The following is a 14,413-nucleotide window of genomic DNA, read 5'->3' on the forward strand; positions in this document are numbered from 1 at the left end:
GGAGGCCGGCGGTGGCGTGCACCGCGGTCCGGCCCGGGTGCCGGCCGCAGCGGACTGCGCGGCACCAGGAAACAGCAGCGACCGGGCACCCGGCCAGCACCAACCCGGCACCGACACAGCACCAAAGGAAGCTATTTCGCCGGTATTACTGCGACACGCGGGGCCGGTTATTGAATGTCATCTACATAGGAAATAGCGTCACAGCATGAGTTACTTGACATAACTATAACCTTCAACTCGAAGGTTAAGGTTCAAAGGTTCAAGTCCGACTCCATCAGTTTTCGCAATAGAACACGAACAAGGGACACGTAACGTGGCAGCTCCGCAGAATTACTTGGCCGTCATCAAGGTCGTCGGCATCGGCGGCGGTGGCGTGAACGCAGTCAACCGCATGATCGAGGTCGGTCTTCGCGGCGTCGAATTCATCGCAGTCAACACCGATGCGCAGGCATTGTTGATGTCCGATGCAGACGTCAAGCTCGACATCGGGCGTGAGCTGACGCGCGGCCTGGGTGCCGGTGCGAACCCTGACGTCGGCAGGCAGGCCGCCGAGGACCACGCCGAGGAGATCGAAGAGGTCATGCGCGGCGCTGACATGGTCTTCGTCACCGCCGGCGAAGGCGGCGGCACCGGTACCGGCGGCGCGCCCGTCGTCGCCCGGATCGCCCGTTCGCTCGGGGCGCTGACCATCGGCGTCGTCACCCGGCCCTTCACCTTCGAGGGCCGCCGCCGTGCAGGCTCTGCGGAGGCCGGCATCGACGCCCTCCGCGACGAAGTCGACACGCTGATCGTCATCCCCAATGACCGTCTGCTGTCCATCAGCGACCGCAACGTCTCCGTCCTGGACGCATTCCGCTCCGCCGACCAGGTGCTCCTGTCCGGTGTCCAGGGCATCACCGACCTGATCACCACCCCGGGCCTGATCAACCTCGACTTTGCCGACGTCAAGTCCGTCATGCAGGGCGCAGGCTCCGCGCTGATGGGCATCGGCTCGGCACGCGGCGAAGACCGCGCCGTCAAGGCCGCCGAGCTCGCCATTGCCTCCCCGCTGCTGGAAGCATCGATCGACGGCGCCCACGGCGTCCTTCTGTCCATCCAGGGCGGCTCGGACCTTGGGCTCTTCGAAATCAATGAGGCGGCCCGCCTGGTCCAGGAAGTCGCCCACCCCGAGGCCAACATTATCTTCGGTGCCGTCATCGACGATGCCCTCGGCGACGAGGCCCGCGTCACGGTCATCGCGGCCGGCTTCGACGACGTCAAGGCCACCTCGCCCTCTATGGACCAGTCGCTTCCGCAGTCGGCACCGCAGCGTCCGGCAGCGCCTGCCGCAGCCCCCGCCCCGGCACAGGCTCCGTCCTCGGCACAGGTCCAGCCGCTGCACGCCACGGTCGGCGCTTCCGGGTACGGTGGCTGGGGCCAGCAGCGCCCGTCCGCCGTTCCGGCCGACTCGGGCTTCGACGTGGACCTGCCGTCCGTTGTGGAGCCGGACCTGTCCGGCCGCCACTCCGACGACCTGGATGTCCCTGACTTCCTCAAGTAGGTCCTGAAGCGCCATGGCACTGCCGGTTGGCAGTGCCATGGTGCTTTCTCGTAGGATCGAAGCTCTGCAAACAAGTTTGGCGGTGTTCTGAGTGTTCTCGTGGCGGGCGGAAGTCCGGCCCGGCGTCTGGGTGGCTTTTACCGACGCTGCCGCCGGTAACCTGGCGCTCCATGTCGGTGACGATCCGGCGGAAGTCCTGCGCCGGCGTCGCGGGCTGGAGGCGGCCCTGGGACTCGGCGGCCGGAACTTCCAGTACATGAACCAGGTCCACGGCAACGGGGTGGCCAGCATTGGCGCCGCGACCGCCGGCTACGGTCCTGGTGCCCCGGCTGCCGACGCCTCTGCCGCCCCGGCCCCTGGCGCCCCGACTGCTGACGCCATGGTGTCCCTGGGGGAACCCCTGGCCGTGATGGTCGCCGATTGTGTGCCGGTCGTCCTGGTGGGGGAGACCCCCGGCGGCGAAAGCCCCGTACTGGCCGTCGTTCACGCCGGGCGCCCGGGCGTCGCGTCCGGCGTCGTACCGGCGGCCACGGCCCGCATGCGCGAACTCGGCGCCGCCGGGCTTAGCGCCTGGATTGGCCCGTCCGTCTGCGGAGGGTGCTATGAGGTGCCCGAGGCCATGCGTGACGAGGTGGCCGCCCGGGTGCCCGCAGCCCGGTGCACCACCTCCTGGGGCACCCCGGGCCTGGATCTGCCGGCCGCCGTCCGCAGCCAGCTGCAGGACGCAGGTGTCCGGGTCGAATACTCCGGCAACTGCACCCTGGAAGATCAACGCCTGTTCTCCTACCGCCGCGACCGGCACACCGGACGGTTCGCCGGTCTGGTGTGGGCAAATGCCGGGACGGCCCCCAGAGGGACGACCCGGTGAACGACCAGGTGAACAACGACGCGGTGAACGACCGGGTGAACGACGCGGTGAATCGACACGCGAATGAGCCGATGAAGGCGCAGGAGCCGGCGAACACGGAATCCGATCCCCGGCTGGAAGAGCTCCGGGATCGGCTCGCCGCCGTCCGGCGCCGCATCGATGGCGCCGTCGCAGCCGCCAGCCGGCAGGAACGGCCGCCCCGGCTGATCGTGGTCACCAAATTTCATCCCGCCGAGGACGTGCGGAGGCTCGCCCTCCTCGGCATCAGGGACGTCGGGGAGAACCGGGACCAGGAAGCCGAGGAAAAGGCTGCCGAGCTGGCCGGGCTGGAGCTCCGTTGGCACTTTATCGGCCAGCTCCAGAGCAACAAGGCAAAGTCCGTCGTCAAGTACGCCCATGCCGTGCACTCCGTCGACCGGCTGCAGCTGGCCCGGGCCCTGGCCAAGGCCATGGCGACCGAACAGGAGCGCACCGGCAGGGCGCCTATGGACTGCTTCATCCAGGTCAGCCTCGACGACGACGCCGGCGGCCGCCGCGGCGGTGCCCTTCCGGCCGACGTCCCGGCGCTGGCCGAGGAATTGGCCGGCCACGCGGGGCTCCGCCTGGCGGGGGTGATGGCGGTCGCGCCCTTCGGGGCCGATCCGGCCCCGGCGTTCGAGAAGCTCGCGGAGCTGTCCGCACGCCTGACCGCCGACCATCCCGGCGCCACAGCCATTTCCGCGGGCATGAGCCAGGACCTGGAACAGGCCATCCGGTTCGGGGCGACACACCTTCGCATTGGCTCCGATATTCTCGGTCCGCGTCCGGCGTTGCGGTAGGTTCAACGTATTGGAAGGTAATGGCGGGGATTCCAAGGCTGCTAAGTCACTGATCGGCCCGCTGACGGACACGATTAGGAGTCGACCATGGCCGGCGCTCTGCGCAAGACAATGATCTATCTTGGGCTCGCCGATGGCGACGAACACTACGAGTCCGAGCACCAAACATCGCACAAGGATGAGGACGATTCCATGGAGCATGACCGCGAGGAACGCCGTGCACCGGCGCCCGTCCGCGAGGCCCCCAGGGAAGAGCCCTACGCCGCTGAAGAGGAATACCGCGCACCTGTGACACCCATCAAGCGAGCGGCATCGAGCCGCGAAGAGCACACCGGACTCCGCCAGATCACCACGATCCACCCGCGGTCCTACAACGACGCCAAGCTCATTGGCGAAAGCTTCCGTGACGGCATTCCCGTCATCATGAACGTCACGGACATGGGTGAGGCGGACGCGAAGCGGCTCGTCGACTTCTCGGCCGGGCTGGTCTTCGGACTTCGTGGCAGCATCGAGAGGGTCACAAACAAGGTGTTCCTGCTGTCGCCGTCGTACGTTGAAGTCATCGGCGATGACAAGAAGGTCAGCGAGACCCAGGCGAGCTTCTTCAACCAGAGCTAGCCCAAGATTTTGCAGAGGATGCCAGGCAGGGGAGACCCTGTCTGGCATCCTTGCTGAATTATCCGTGTTGAAATAGAGGCGTAACTATCAAGAGGACACTGCGGTATCCGGAATGAACATGGAGATATGAGTTAGCTCATGGGAATTGTTTTCGGACTTGTCTATATCGCTTTGCTTTTGTTCTTTGTTGCCCTCATCATCCGGCTGATCTTTGACTGGGTGCAGATGTTCGCCCGCGGCTGGCGGCCGCGCGGCGCGGCCCTCGTCACAGCGCACGCTGTGTATTCGGTCACAGACAAGCCGCTCAAACTGCTCCGGCGGCTCATTCCGCCCCTGCGGCTCGGCGGAGTGTCACTGGACCTAGGCTTCCTGCTGCTGTTCGTGGCGGTCACCATCGCCATGGGAGTTGCCAAGTTTCTGGTTTTTTCCCAGCCGATCGCAGCGTAGTTGGACGGCGGACCCGGTCCGCGGCCCGAAACAGATAGAAACTCCGGTTTGACACTGCGGTGTTGAATTAGAGGAACCAGACCATATTTAGGTACCGTAGTTTTGACGGCCGGAAGGCCTCTGACTAACTAGACCAACGAGGTGACCAGATGGCTTTGACGCCAGAAGACGTTGTCAACAAGCGCTTTCAGCCGACCAAGTTCCGCGAAGGCTACGACCAGGATGAAGTAGATGACTTCCTGGACGAGATCGTCGTTGAACTGCGACGCCTGAACCAGGAGAACGACGAGCTGCGCAAGAAGCTCGCCGAACTGGGCGCCGGCACGCCTGCCAGCTCCGCCGCCGCGGCCCCCGTCGTGGAAAAGGTTCCGGCACCCGTCAAGGTCGAGAAGGAAGACCGCGCCAAGGCAGAAGCCGCAGCCCAGGCCGAGGCCAAGGCCGCTGAAGCCGCCAAGGCTGCTGACGCTGCCAAGAAGAAGGAAGCCGAGCAGGCAGCTGCCCCGGCACGCACCGCCGTGACCCCGGCATCCGAGTCCGCTGCAGGCCTGCTCGCTATGGCGCAGCAGATGCACGACAAGCACATCGCCGACGGCGAGCAGCAGCGTGACAAGATCATCGCCGAAGCGCAGATCGAGGCCAGCAGCCTCGTCAACGACGCCCAGGAGAAGTCCCGCAAGATCCTCGGCGCCCTCGAGCAGCAGCGCTCCGTGCTGGAACGCAAGGTCGAGCAGCTCCGCGGCTTCGAGCGCGACTACCGTTCACGCCTGAAGGCCTACATCGAAGGCCAGCTGCGCGATCTTGATGCCCGCGGCTCCGTGGCGGCCCCTGAGGTCGAAGCCACCAGCTAGGCATTAAGCAAGTATTCTGAAAGCCGGTGGCTGAGGATTCCTCGGCCGCCGGCTTTTGTCATTAACCGCAGCTACGCCGGCGGCCGTGACCAAGAACCCCGCTCCCAGTGCCCGCACTGGCCCGTGAACGAAAGCCTTATGACTGACGCACCCTTACCCGACGCCACGCAGCCTGCTGAGCCTGCCGAGGCAGCGCCCACGAAGCCGCGGCCGCGGCGGGTCCTGCTGCTCTCCGTCTTCTTCGGCCTGGCGGTGTTCGCTTACATCTTTGACCAGCTGACCAAACTCTGGGTGACGGCCAACATGACCGAGGGGGAGAGAATCCCGGTGCTCCCCCCGCTGCTGCACTGGTACTACATCCGCAACTCCGGTGCTGCATTCTCCATCGGCGAAAACGTCACCTGGGTGTTCACCATCATCATGACCGCCGTCGCCGTCGCCATTCTGCTGCAGCTCCGGAAACTGGGGTCGCTCTGGTGGGCCCTGGCGCTCGGGCTGCTGCTCGGCGGTGCGCTCGGCAATCTCACCGACCGGCTGTTCCGCGAACCCTCCTTCGCCATGGGCCATGTGGTGGACTTCATCCAGCTCCCCAACTTCGCAATCTTCAACATCGCCGACTCGGCCGTCGTATCCTCCGTGGTCATCATCTGCCTGCTCACCCTGCGCGGGATCTCCCTGGACGGCTCGCACCTGACAAAGGACACAGTGAAACATGACTCCTAGGGACGCGGTGCCTGACCACGCGGTGCCCGAACACACGTTGCCGGAGGACCTGACCCCGGAAGACCTGACGCCGGCCGGCGGGCTGCCGGAAGACACTCTTCCTGACGACATTCTTTCTGACGAGATTGACGATGCGGAAGAGGAGGCCACCCCTGCGTCATCGTTCCGCTTTGTGGTCCCGGACGATCTCGCGGGGACCCGGGTGGACGCCGGACTCGCGAAGCTCATGGACATTTCCCGGTCGCAGGCCGCCACCCTGATCGGCGAGGGCAACGTCACCAGCAAGGACAAAGCGGTTGGGAAGTCGCTAAAGCTTGCCCCCGGCGCCGTGCTCGACGTCGTAGTCCCGGAACGCCGGGACCCCCTGGAAATTGTGGAGGAAGTAGTGGAAGGCCTGAACATCCTGCTGGACGATGACGAGTTCGTCGTCATCGACAAACCGGTCGGTGTGGCCGCGCACCCCTCGCCCGGCTGGGTCGGACCCACTGTCGTCGGCGGTCTCGCCGGCCTCGGCTACCGGATTTCCACCTCCGGCGGCCCGGAGCGCGCGGGCATCGTCCACCGGCTCGACGTCGGTACCTCAGGCGTGATGGTGGTCGCCAAGACGGAGAACGCGTACAACGCGCTCAAGCGGGCCTTCAAGGAACGCACTGTGGACAAGGTGTACCACGCCGTCGTCCAGGGCCTGCCGGATCCGCTGGCCGGCACCATCGACGCGCCGATCGGCCGCCACCCGGGCCACGACTGGCGTTTCGCCGTCATCGAGGACGGCAGGGACTCGATCACGCACTACGAGGTCCTCGAGGCCTTCGGGAAGGCCTCACTCGTCGAGGTCCACCTCGAGACCGGCCGAACGCACCAGATTCGGGTCCACTTCTCTGCACTGCGGCACCCCTGCGCCGGCGACCTCACGTACGGGGCGGACCCGCGGCTCGCCGCCACCCTGGGCCTCACCCGGCAGTGGCTGCACGCCCGGCAGCTGTCCTTCGACCACCCCCGGACCGGCGAGCGGGTCACGGTCACCAGCGAATACCCGCAGGACCTGCGCTACGCGCTGGAAGTCCTGGAGTCCGGCCAGGCCTGATTGGTCCGGCCGGCCACATTGGTCCGGCCGGCCACCGGATTGGAGCTGTCCAATCCGGCGGCGCGCGGGGTGCCGCGCTGAAAGGTCGGCCCACGGCACTAGAATGATTCGGTGACTTCCAGCAACAACTCGTTCGTGCATCTCCACAACCACACCGAATACTCCATGTTGGACGGTGCCGCCCGGCTCGGGGAGCTGTTCGACGAAACCGAGCGGCTGGGCATGCCCGCCCTGGCCACCACGGACCACGGCTATCTCTTCGGAGCCTTCGACTTCTGGAAGAGGGCCACGGACCAGGGCATCAAACCGATCATCGGCGTCGAAGCCTACGTCACGCCCGGGACCGCGCGCACAGATAAGACCCGCGTCCGCTGGGGCGAGGAAAACCAGCGCAAGGACGACATTTCCGGCGGCGGCGCCTACACGCACATGACGCTGCTCAGCTACAACAACGTGGGCATGCGGAACTTGTTCCGTGCCTCATCGATCGCCTCCTTGGATTCGGTCTTCGGCAAATGGCCCCGGCTGGACCGGCAGCTGCTGAACACCTACTCCGAAGGCCTGATCGCCACCACGGGTTGCCCCTCCGGTGAGGTCCAGACCCGGCTCCGGCTCGGCCAGTACCGCGAAGCCGTCGAGGCGGCCGCCGAATTCCGCGACATCTTCGGCGCCGAGAACTACTTCTGCGAACTCATGGACCATGGCCTGGACATCGAGCGGCGCGTCACCAGTGACCTGCTGCGCCTGGCCAAGGAACTGAACCTGCCGCTGGTGGCCACGAACGACCTGCACTACACCCACGAGCACGACGCCAAGGCCCACGAGGCCCTGCTGGCCATCCAGTCCGGGTCCACCCTCCTGGAGCCCACGTACGACAACGGCGGCTCGCGCTTCGCCTTCTCCGGCAGCGGGTACTACCTGAAGTCACCGCAGGAAATGCGCGAGCTGTTCCGCGACCACCCGGAGGCGTGCGACAACACGCTCCTGATCGCCGAGCGCTGCGAAGTCTCGTTCAATACCGGCGCCAACTACATGCCGCGCTTCCCCTGCCCCGAGGGGGAGGACGAAACGTCCTGGCTGGTCAAGGAAGTCGACAAGGGACTCCAGTACCGCTATCCCCAGGGCATCCCGGACAAGGTGCGCACCCAGGCCGACTACGAACTCGGCGTCATCACGTCCATGGGTTTCCCCGGCTACTTCCTGGTGGTGGCCGACTTCATCAACTGGGCCAAGAACAACGGCATCCGGGTGGGTCCCGGACGTGGATCGGGCGCGGGATCCATGGTGGCCTATGCCATGCGCATCACCGACCTCGATCCGCTGCACCACGGACTGATCTTCGAGCGCTTCCTCAACCCGGACCGCGTCTCCATGCCTGACTTCGACGTCGACTTCGATGACCGGCGCCGCTCGGAGGTCATTGACTACGTCACACGCAAATACGGCGACGAACGCGTCGCGATGATCGTCACTTACGGCACCATCAAGACCAAACAGGCACTCAAGGACTCCTCGCGCGTTCTGGGCTACCCCTTCAGCATGGGCGAGCAGCTGACCAAGGCGCTGCCGCCGGCCGTGATGGCCAAGGACATCCCGCTGGCGGATATCCAGAACAAGGATTCCAAGCGTTACAGCGAGGCCGCGGACTTCCGGCAGCTGATCGCCACGGACCCGGAAGCCGCAAAAGTGTTCGAAACGGCCCTCGGCATCGAGGGCCTGAAACGCCAGTGGGGTGTCCACGCGGCCGGCGTTATCATGTCCTCGGACCCCATCATTGACGTGATTCCGGTGATGCGCCGCTTCCAGGACGGCCAGGTCATCACCCAGTTCGATTACCCGACGTCCGAGGGCCTCGGCCTGATCAAGATGGACTTCCTGGGCCTGCGGAACCTCACGATCATTTCCGACGCCCTGGAAAACATCAAGATGAACCGCGGGATCGACCTCGACCTGGAGTCCCTGGAACTGGACGACGTGGCGTCCTACGAACTGCTCGCCCGCGGCGACACCCTGGGCGTCTTCCAGCTCGACGGCGGCCCGATGCGGTCCCTGCTCAAGCTCATGAAGCCTGACAACTTCGAAGACATCTCCGCGGTGCTGGCCCTCTACCGGCCCGGACCCATGGGCGCCAACGCGCACACCGACTACGCCCTGCGCAAGAACGGGATCCAGGAGGTCATCCCGATCCACCCGGAGCTGGAGGAACCGCTCTCCGAGATCCTTGGCGGCACCTACGGTCTGATCGTGTACCAGGAGCAGGTGATGGCCGTGGCGCAGAAGCTCGCCGGCTACACCCTGGGCCAGGCCGACATCCTGCGCCGCGCCATGGGCAAAAAGAAGAAATCCGAGCTGGACAAGCAGTTCGCCGGATTCTCCCAGGGCATGCAGGACAACGGCTACTCCATGGCGGCGGTCAAGACCCTGTGGGACATCCTGCTGCCGTTCTCCGACTACGCCTTCAACAAGGCGCACTCAGCGGCCTACGGCGTGATCTCCTACTGGACCGCCTACCTCAAGGCCCACTACGCGCCGGAATACATGGCCGCCCTGCTGACCTCGGTCGGCGACGACAAGGACAAGTCGGCGATCTACCTCAACGAATGCCGGCGCATGGGAATCACGGTGCTGCCCCCGGACGTCAATGAGTCAGCGCTGAACTTCACCCCGGTCGGAACCGACATCCGCTTCGGCATGGGAGCCATCCGCAACGTCGGAGTCAACGTCGTCGACGCCATGGTGGCGGCGCGCGAAAAAGAGGGCGCCTACACGTCCTTCAAGGACTACCTGGTGAAGGTCCCGGCCGTGGTGTGCAACAAGCGCACGATCGAGTCCCTGATCAAGGCCGGGGCCTTCGATTCCCTGAACCACCACCGCCGAGCCCTGGCGATGATCCATGAAGAAGCCATCGACTCCGTCATCACGCTCAAGCGCAATGAGGCGATCGGCCAGTTCGACCTCTTCGCCGGTTTCGATGAGGCCGAATCGGAGGCATCGCTGAGCATCGAAATCCCGGACCTGCCCGAATGGGAGAAGAAGGACAAACTCTCCTTCGAACGCGACATGCTGGGCCTGTACGTCTCGGACCACCCGCTGCAGGGGCTTGAGGGGCTCCTTAGCCAGCACGCCGACCAGTCCATCACCTCGATCATCGCCGAGGACGGCCCGCACGACGGCGCCATCGTCACCATCGCCGGCATGATCACCTCACTGAGCCGGCGGATCGCGAAGGCCAGCGGCAACGCCTATGCCCGCGCGGAGATCGAGGACCTGGGCGGTTCCGTCGAGGTCATGTTCTTCGGCCAGGTCTACGGCCCCATCGCCTCGGTGCTGGCGGAAGACCTGATCGTGGTGGTCAAGGGGCGGCTGCAGCGCCGTGATGACGGTGCTGTCGCGCTGAACTGCATGGAACTGTCGGTTCCGGACCTCAGCGAGGGCCTGAACGGCCCGCTGGTGATCACCATGCAGACCCATAAGGCGACCGAAGCCGTCGTGACCGAGCTCGGTGACGTGCTGCGCACCCACCGGGGCAAGTCCGAGGTCCGGCTGCACCTGCAGGGGGACTCCCGGGTGGAGATCATGGGTCTGCCCGTCCATCTGCGGGTCAATCCCAGCCCCTCGCTGTTCGGGGACCTGAAGGTGCTCCTGGGCCCGACCTGCCTGGACAGCTGATATCCCCACCTGCCTGAACAGCTGACATCCAAGGGTTCCGGGTCCCGGGCCAGGCTCGACACCCGCCGGGGTGACAGTTAATGCCCATGCCGTTCAAGGACATGGGCACTAAGTGTCACCTCGCGCGGCGAAGGCGCGCGGCACGCCGGATCCTCCTGGCGGCCGGCGCCTTGGCAGCCGGTCAGATCTCGTAGTCCAGCGGGACGGGCTGGCCGTAGGCGCCGGAGTGGTAGAGGAGCGGGGCGCCGTCTGAGCCCACTTCACCTTCGACGACCTCGACCACCACCACGGCGTTGTTCTCGAAGGAGAGCCGCATCTGGACCTTGCCGATCAGCCAGCCGGCCACGTCGTTGAGGATCGGCACCTCAAAGGGGCCGAGCTCCCAGTGATCGCCCTCGAAGCGGTTGGCGGTCCTGGCGAAACGGTCGGCCAGCGCCTGGTTGTCCAGCCCCAGCATGTGGACGCCGATGTAGGTGGTGTTGGCTACGGCCGGCCAGGAGCTGGACGTGCGGGCCATATTGAACGTGAACCGGGGCGGCTTGGCCGAAAGCGACGCCACGGACGTCGCTGTGAAGCCGAAGGGGACGCCGTTGAAGTTGGCGGTGATGATGGCCACGCCGGCCGCGTGCCGGCGGAACATTTCCCTGAAGGTTCCTTCGAAGGCTTGGTCCTCTGTGGCCACTGCGATCCAACTCCCTGCTGCACGTCTGTGATGTTCCTACCCTGCCCAGCGTATTGCGCCAGCGATCGGCCGCGGTACTTGTTTACCCGGCGGCGTCATGTGAATCGTCATCCGGGGAACGCGCGGCGTCCTGTGCCCGTCCGGCGGAAAGCTTGTTAAGGTTTGTTGCATGACACAGCCCGCAGTGCACGGCCAGCCCCCGAAGGACGTCCCGCGGGACACCCACCAGGACGCCCATCAGGACGCCCACCAGGACGTCCCGGGGGACACCCACCAGGACGTCCCGCGGGACACCCACCAGGACGTCCCGCGGGACACCCACCAGGACGCCCACCAGGACGTCCCGGGGGACACCCCCCGGCGGACGGGCCGGGGTTACGGGCCGGAGTCCGCGTCCGGGCGGCCGGTACGAGAGGCCGAAAGCCGCGCCGTGTCCTGGCGGAAGGCAGCTGTCATCGCCGCCGCCGGCGTCCCGGTGGGGTTGCTCTGGTGGCTACTGGCCCCCTCCGGGCTGAATCTGCTCTCGGGAAATCCGGAGCTGCGGAGCGGCGCCAACACGGAAGGCTGGCTGCCGCGGGACCTGGTGCTGGCGGGCCTGTTTCTGCTCGCCGGCTGCATTGCAGGTGCGCTGGCCTCCGGCAGCAAGCACGACGGGCCGTCCGGCCGGGACGTTCTTCTCGCGGTGGGTGCCGGGGCGCTGGGCGCTCTCGCTACCTGGGGCACCGGCGTCATGTGCGGCCTGTGGTGGGGAACGCCGGAGGTCACTTCGGCCGGCGCCAGTAGCGCCTTTTCGCTGCGGTCCCTGGCAGTGCTGGCCATCTGGCCGGCCTGCACCGCACTGACCATCTTGCTCAACACCCTCTTCACCACACAGCAGCCGGAAGCCGGGCCCGGATCCCACCCCGGCGCCGTCGGGCAGACGTCGAAGTAACGGCCCGAAGTAACAGGCACGGGTGTCCCCGGCGGGGCACGTAAAATGAAGGCGTGACCCTTTCAGCTGACAGCTCCGTGCCCGCCGTAACTGCGCCCCCGGTTCCCGCCGCTCTACACTTCCGCACCGTTGACCTGCGCGGCCAGCGGCTGACCCTGGCCGGTCTCCGCGCCGCGGTGCCCCGGGCGCAGGCCGGCGCCATGGCCGATGCCGAGCAGAAGGTCCTGGATATCATCGATGCCGTCCGCACCCGGGGCTTCGTGGCACTGAGCGAGCTGGCCCGGACCTTCGACGGCGTGGAGCAGTCACACCCGCGGGTCCCCGCCGAAGCGCTGACGGGCGCCCTGGCCGCGCTCGATCCGGCTGTGCGGGCGGCACTGGAAGAGTCCATCAGGCGCGCCCGGCGCTTTGCCGACGCCCAGCGCCCGGCGGACACCGACGTCGAGTTCGGCGAGGGTGCGGTCGTCAGCCAGAACTGGGTCCCCGTGGCGCGAGTGGGCCTTTACGTTCCCGGCGGCCTGGCCGTCTACCCGTCGTCCGTGATCATGAACGTCGTCCCGGCCCTGGCGGCCGGCGTCGAATCCATCGCGCTGGCATCCCCGCCGCAGAAGGGCTTCGGCGGACTCCCGCACCCCACGATCCTTGCCGCCGCGTGCCTGCTCGGCATCGAGGAGGTCTACGCGATCGGCGGCGCCCAGGCAATCGCAGCCTTCGCCTACGGCATCCCCGCCGCGCCGGGAAGGGCCGGAATCGACCCGGTGGACGTCGTCACCGGACCCGGCAACGTCTTCGTCGCCACGGCGAAGCGTCTCGTCAAGGGTGACGTCGGCATTGATTCCGAGGCCGGCACCACCGAGATTGCGATCCTGGCCGACGCCACCGCCCAACCCCGTCTGGTGGCGGCTGACCTGATCAGCCAGGCCGAACACGACCCCAAGGCCGCGTCCGTGCTGATCACGGACTCCGAGGACCTCACCGCCGCCGTTCGGGTGGAACTGGACCGCCTGGCGGCAGCGACCAAGCACGGTGCCCGCGTCCGCGAGGCGCTCTCCGGGCCGCAGTCCGGCGTCGTCCTGGTGGACAACCTGGAACAGGGCATCGCGGCATGCAACGCCTACGCAGCCGAGCACCTGGAGATCATGACCGCGGACGCGCCCGGGGTGGCGACCCGGATCCGCAGCGCCGGCGCGATCTTCGTGGGTGACTACAGCCCCGTGAGCCTGGGCGACTACTGCGCCGGCTCCAACCACGTGCTGCCGACCAGCGGCACCGCGGCGTTCTCGTCGGGGCTTAACGTGACGACGTTCCTGCGCGCCATCCAGGTCATCAACTACACGCGCGCCGCTCTGAAGGAGGTCAGCGGGCACATCGTAAGCCTGTCCGGGGCCGAGGACCTTCCGGCGCACGGCGAGGCAGTCACCGCCCGGTTCGCCGAGCACTCCTGAGCACACTCCGGACCACAACATGTAGTAATTACAGGGTTGTTATTCGGCTACATCTAGTCGTAAACTGATTTTGGAGCCAACCGCTCCGGCGAATCGCGGGTCTACTCCCGCGGTCTGCCATCAGCTTGCGGCAGGGGAGGAAACGACATGTATTGCCCGTTTTGCCGCAACCCTGATTCGCGCGTGGTGGACAGCCGGATCGCGGACGACGGTTCAGCCATCCGGCGCCGCCGGCAGTGCCCCGAGTGCGGCCGCCGCTTCACCACCGTCGAGACCACCAGCCTCACCGTGATCAAGCGGTCCGGTGTCGGCGAGCCGTTCAGCCGCAGCAAGGTCATCAACGGGGTCCGCAAGGCCTGCCAGGGCCGTCCCGTGACCGAGGACGACCTCGCCATGCTCGCCCAGGAAGTCGAAGAGACCATCCGGGCCTCCGGCGCCGCCGAGATCGATGCGCACGAAGTCGGCCTTGCCATCCTCAACCCGCTCCAGCGGCTCGACGAGGTTGCCTATCTGCGCTTCGCGAGCGTCTACCAGGCCTTCGAATCCCTCGAGGATTTCGAAGCTGCCATTTCCCTGCTCCGCCATGAGGCCGAGACCAAGGGACGCGAAGGCACAAGCCAGCAGACCAGCCCGCTCTAGGCTCTGGCCAGGAGCGCCGGCTCACAGACTCCGGTGGTGGCAGCGGAGGGGAAGCCGCGGCCACCACCGGCACCACTTTTCCGGCACCTCCCGAGGGCCGG

The 14,413-nt window shown here is 66.4% G+C and carries 13 protein-coding genes; 12 read left to right on the forward strand and 1 reads right to left on the reverse strand.

Features of this window, described 5'->3' with window-relative positions; all coding sequences use genetic code 11:
- Nucleotides 1–313: 313 nt before the first annotated feature.
- The 9 genes from ftsZ (at nt 314) to dnaE (ending at nt 10,615) form a co-directional block, all read left to right on the forward strand.
- Nucleotides 314–1,540, forward strand: a complete 1,227-nt coding sequence (gene ftsZ, locus QCD75_RS09155) for a cell division protein FtsZ (RefSeq protein WP_226761027.1) — start codon at nt 314–316, stop codon at nt 1,538–1,540.
- Between the two features lie 91 nt (nt 1,541–1,631).
- Entirely contained in the window at nt 1,632–2,408 is a 777-nt protein-coding gene (locus QCD75_RS09160; protein ID WP_301227815.1) for a polyphenol oxidase family protein, read from the forward strand.
- A 71-nt stretch (nt 2,409–2,479) separates the two neighbouring features.
- On the forward strand, nt 2,480–3,226 hold the full coding sequence (locus QCD75_RS09165; RefSeq protein WP_301227872.1) for a YggS family pyridoxal phosphate-dependent enzyme: 747 nt from the start codon (nt 2,480–2,482) through the stop codon (nt 3,224–3,226).
- A gap of 87 nt (nt 3,227–3,313) precedes the next feature.
- The gene (locus QCD75_RS09170; RefSeq protein ID WP_024366221.1) at nt 3,314–3,844 is read left to right on the forward strand and encodes a cell division protein SepF; all 531 of its coding nucleotides are present in this window, start codon (nt 3,314–3,316) and stop codon (nt 3,842–3,844) included.
- Between the two features lie 138 nt (nt 3,845–3,982).
- Complete coding sequence (locus QCD75_RS09175) at nt 3,983–4,291, forward strand: YggT family protein (protein WP_301227817.1); 309 nt, start codon at nt 3,983–3,985, stop codon at nt 4,289–4,291.
- A 149-nt stretch (nt 4,292–4,440) separates the two neighbouring features.
- Nucleotides 4,441–5,139 (forward strand): DivIVA domain-containing protein, encoded by a 699-nt coding sequence (locus tag QCD75_RS09180; RefSeq protein ID WP_301227819.1) that lies wholly within the window; start codon nt 4,441–4,443, stop codon nt 5,137–5,139.
- A 138-nt stretch (nt 5,140–5,277) separates the two neighbouring features.
- Complete coding sequence (lspA, locus tag QCD75_RS09185; protein WP_301227820.1) at nt 5,278–5,862, forward strand: signal peptidase II; 585 nt, start codon at nt 5,278–5,280, stop codon at nt 5,860–5,862.
- On the forward strand, nt 5,852–6,946 hold the full coding sequence (locus tag QCD75_RS09190) for an RluA family pseudouridine synthase (RefSeq protein ID WP_301227822.1): 1,095 nt from the start codon (nt 5,852–5,854) through the stop codon (nt 6,944–6,946). Before lspA ends, QCD75_RS09190 begins: the two co-directional genes overlap by 11 nt.
- Before the next feature lie 111 nt (nt 6,947–7,057).
- Nucleotides 7,058–10,615 (forward strand): DNA polymerase III subunit alpha, encoded by a 3,558-nt coding sequence (gene dnaE / locus QCD75_RS09195; protein WP_301227823.1) that lies wholly within the window; start codon nt 7,058–7,060, stop codon nt 10,613–10,615.
- 181 nt (nt 10,616–10,796) lie between these two features.
- Here dnaE and QCD75_RS09200 read toward each other — a convergent pair whose 3' ends face one another.
- The gene (locus tag QCD75_RS09200) at nt 10,797–11,255 is read right to left on the reverse strand and encodes a flavin reductase family protein (protein WP_301227874.1); all 459 of its coding nucleotides are present in this window, start codon (nt 11,253–11,255) and stop codon (nt 10,797–10,799) included.
- A gap of 211 nt (nt 11,256–11,466) precedes the next feature.
- Here QCD75_RS09200 and QCD75_RS09205 point away from each other — a divergent pair, with 211 nt between their 5' ends.
- The 3 genes from QCD75_RS09205 (at nt 11,467) to nrdR (ending at nt 14,312) form a co-directional block, all read left to right on the forward strand.
- A complete protein-coding gene (locus tag QCD75_RS09205) occupies nt 11,467–12,228 on the forward strand; it encodes a hypothetical protein (RefSeq protein WP_301227825.1) in 762 nt (253 codons plus the stop codon).
- A gap of 53 nt (nt 12,229–12,281) precedes the next feature.
- Nucleotides 12,282–13,673, forward strand: a complete 1,392-nt coding sequence (gene hisD / locus QCD75_RS09210) for a histidinol dehydrogenase (protein ID WP_301227827.1) — start codon at nt 12,282–12,284, stop codon at nt 13,671–13,673.
- Between the two features lie 147 nt (nt 13,674–13,820).
- Nucleotides 13,821–14,312: a transcriptional regulator NrdR gene (nrdR, locus tag QCD75_RS09215; RefSeq protein WP_226761037.1), complete on the forward strand. Its 492-nt coding sequence runs from the start codon at nt 13,821–13,823 to the stop codon at nt 14,310–14,312.
- The last annotated feature ends 101 nt before the right edge of the window (nt 14,313–14,413 follow it).

The sequence above is a fragment of the Arthrobacter sp. PsM3 genome (genome assembly GCF_030433895.1).
Lineage (GTDB): Bacteria > Actinomycetota > Actinomycetes > Actinomycetales > Micrococcaceae > Arthrobacter.

What these genes read in the sequence shown, in the direction of transcription:
- QCD75_RS09180 (WP_301227819.1), top strand. Translation starts at nt 4,441, where the DNA reads ATGGCTTTGACGCCAGAAGACGTTGTCAACAAGCGCTTTCAGCCGACC.
- QCD75_RS09205 (WP_301227825.1), top strand. Translation starts at nt 11,467, where the DNA reads ATGACACAGCCCGCAGTGCACGGCCAGCCCCCGAAGGACGTCCCGCGG.
- lspA (WP_301227820.1), top strand. Translation starts at nt 5,278, where the DNA reads ATGACTGACGCACCCTTACCCGACGCCACGCAGCCTGCTGAGCCTGCC.
- QCD75_RS09200 (WP_301227874.1), bottom strand. Translation starts at nt 11,255, where the DNA reads ATGTTCCGCCGGCACGCGGCCGGCGTGGCCATCATCACCGCCAACTTC.
- QCD75_RS09170 (WP_024366221.1), top strand. Translation starts at nt 3,314, where the DNA reads ATGGCCGGCGCTCTGCGCAAGACAATGATCTATCTTGGGCTCGCCGAT.
- nrdR (WP_226761037.1), top strand. Translation starts at nt 13,821, where the DNA reads ATGTATTGCCCGTTTTGCCGCAACCCTGATTCGCGCGTGGTGGACAGC.
- QCD75_RS09175 (WP_301227817.1), top strand. Translation starts at nt 3,983, where the DNA reads ATGGGAATTGTTTTCGGACTTGTCTATATCGCTTTGCTTTTGTTCTTT.
- QCD75_RS09165 (WP_301227872.1), top strand. Translation starts at nt 2,480, where the DNA reads ATGAAGGCGCAGGAGCCGGCGAACACGGAATCCGATCCCCGGCTGGAA.
- QCD75_RS09190 (WP_301227822.1), top strand. Translation starts at nt 5,852, where the DNA reads ATGACTCCTAGGGACGCGGTGCCTGACCACGCGGTGCCCGAACACACG.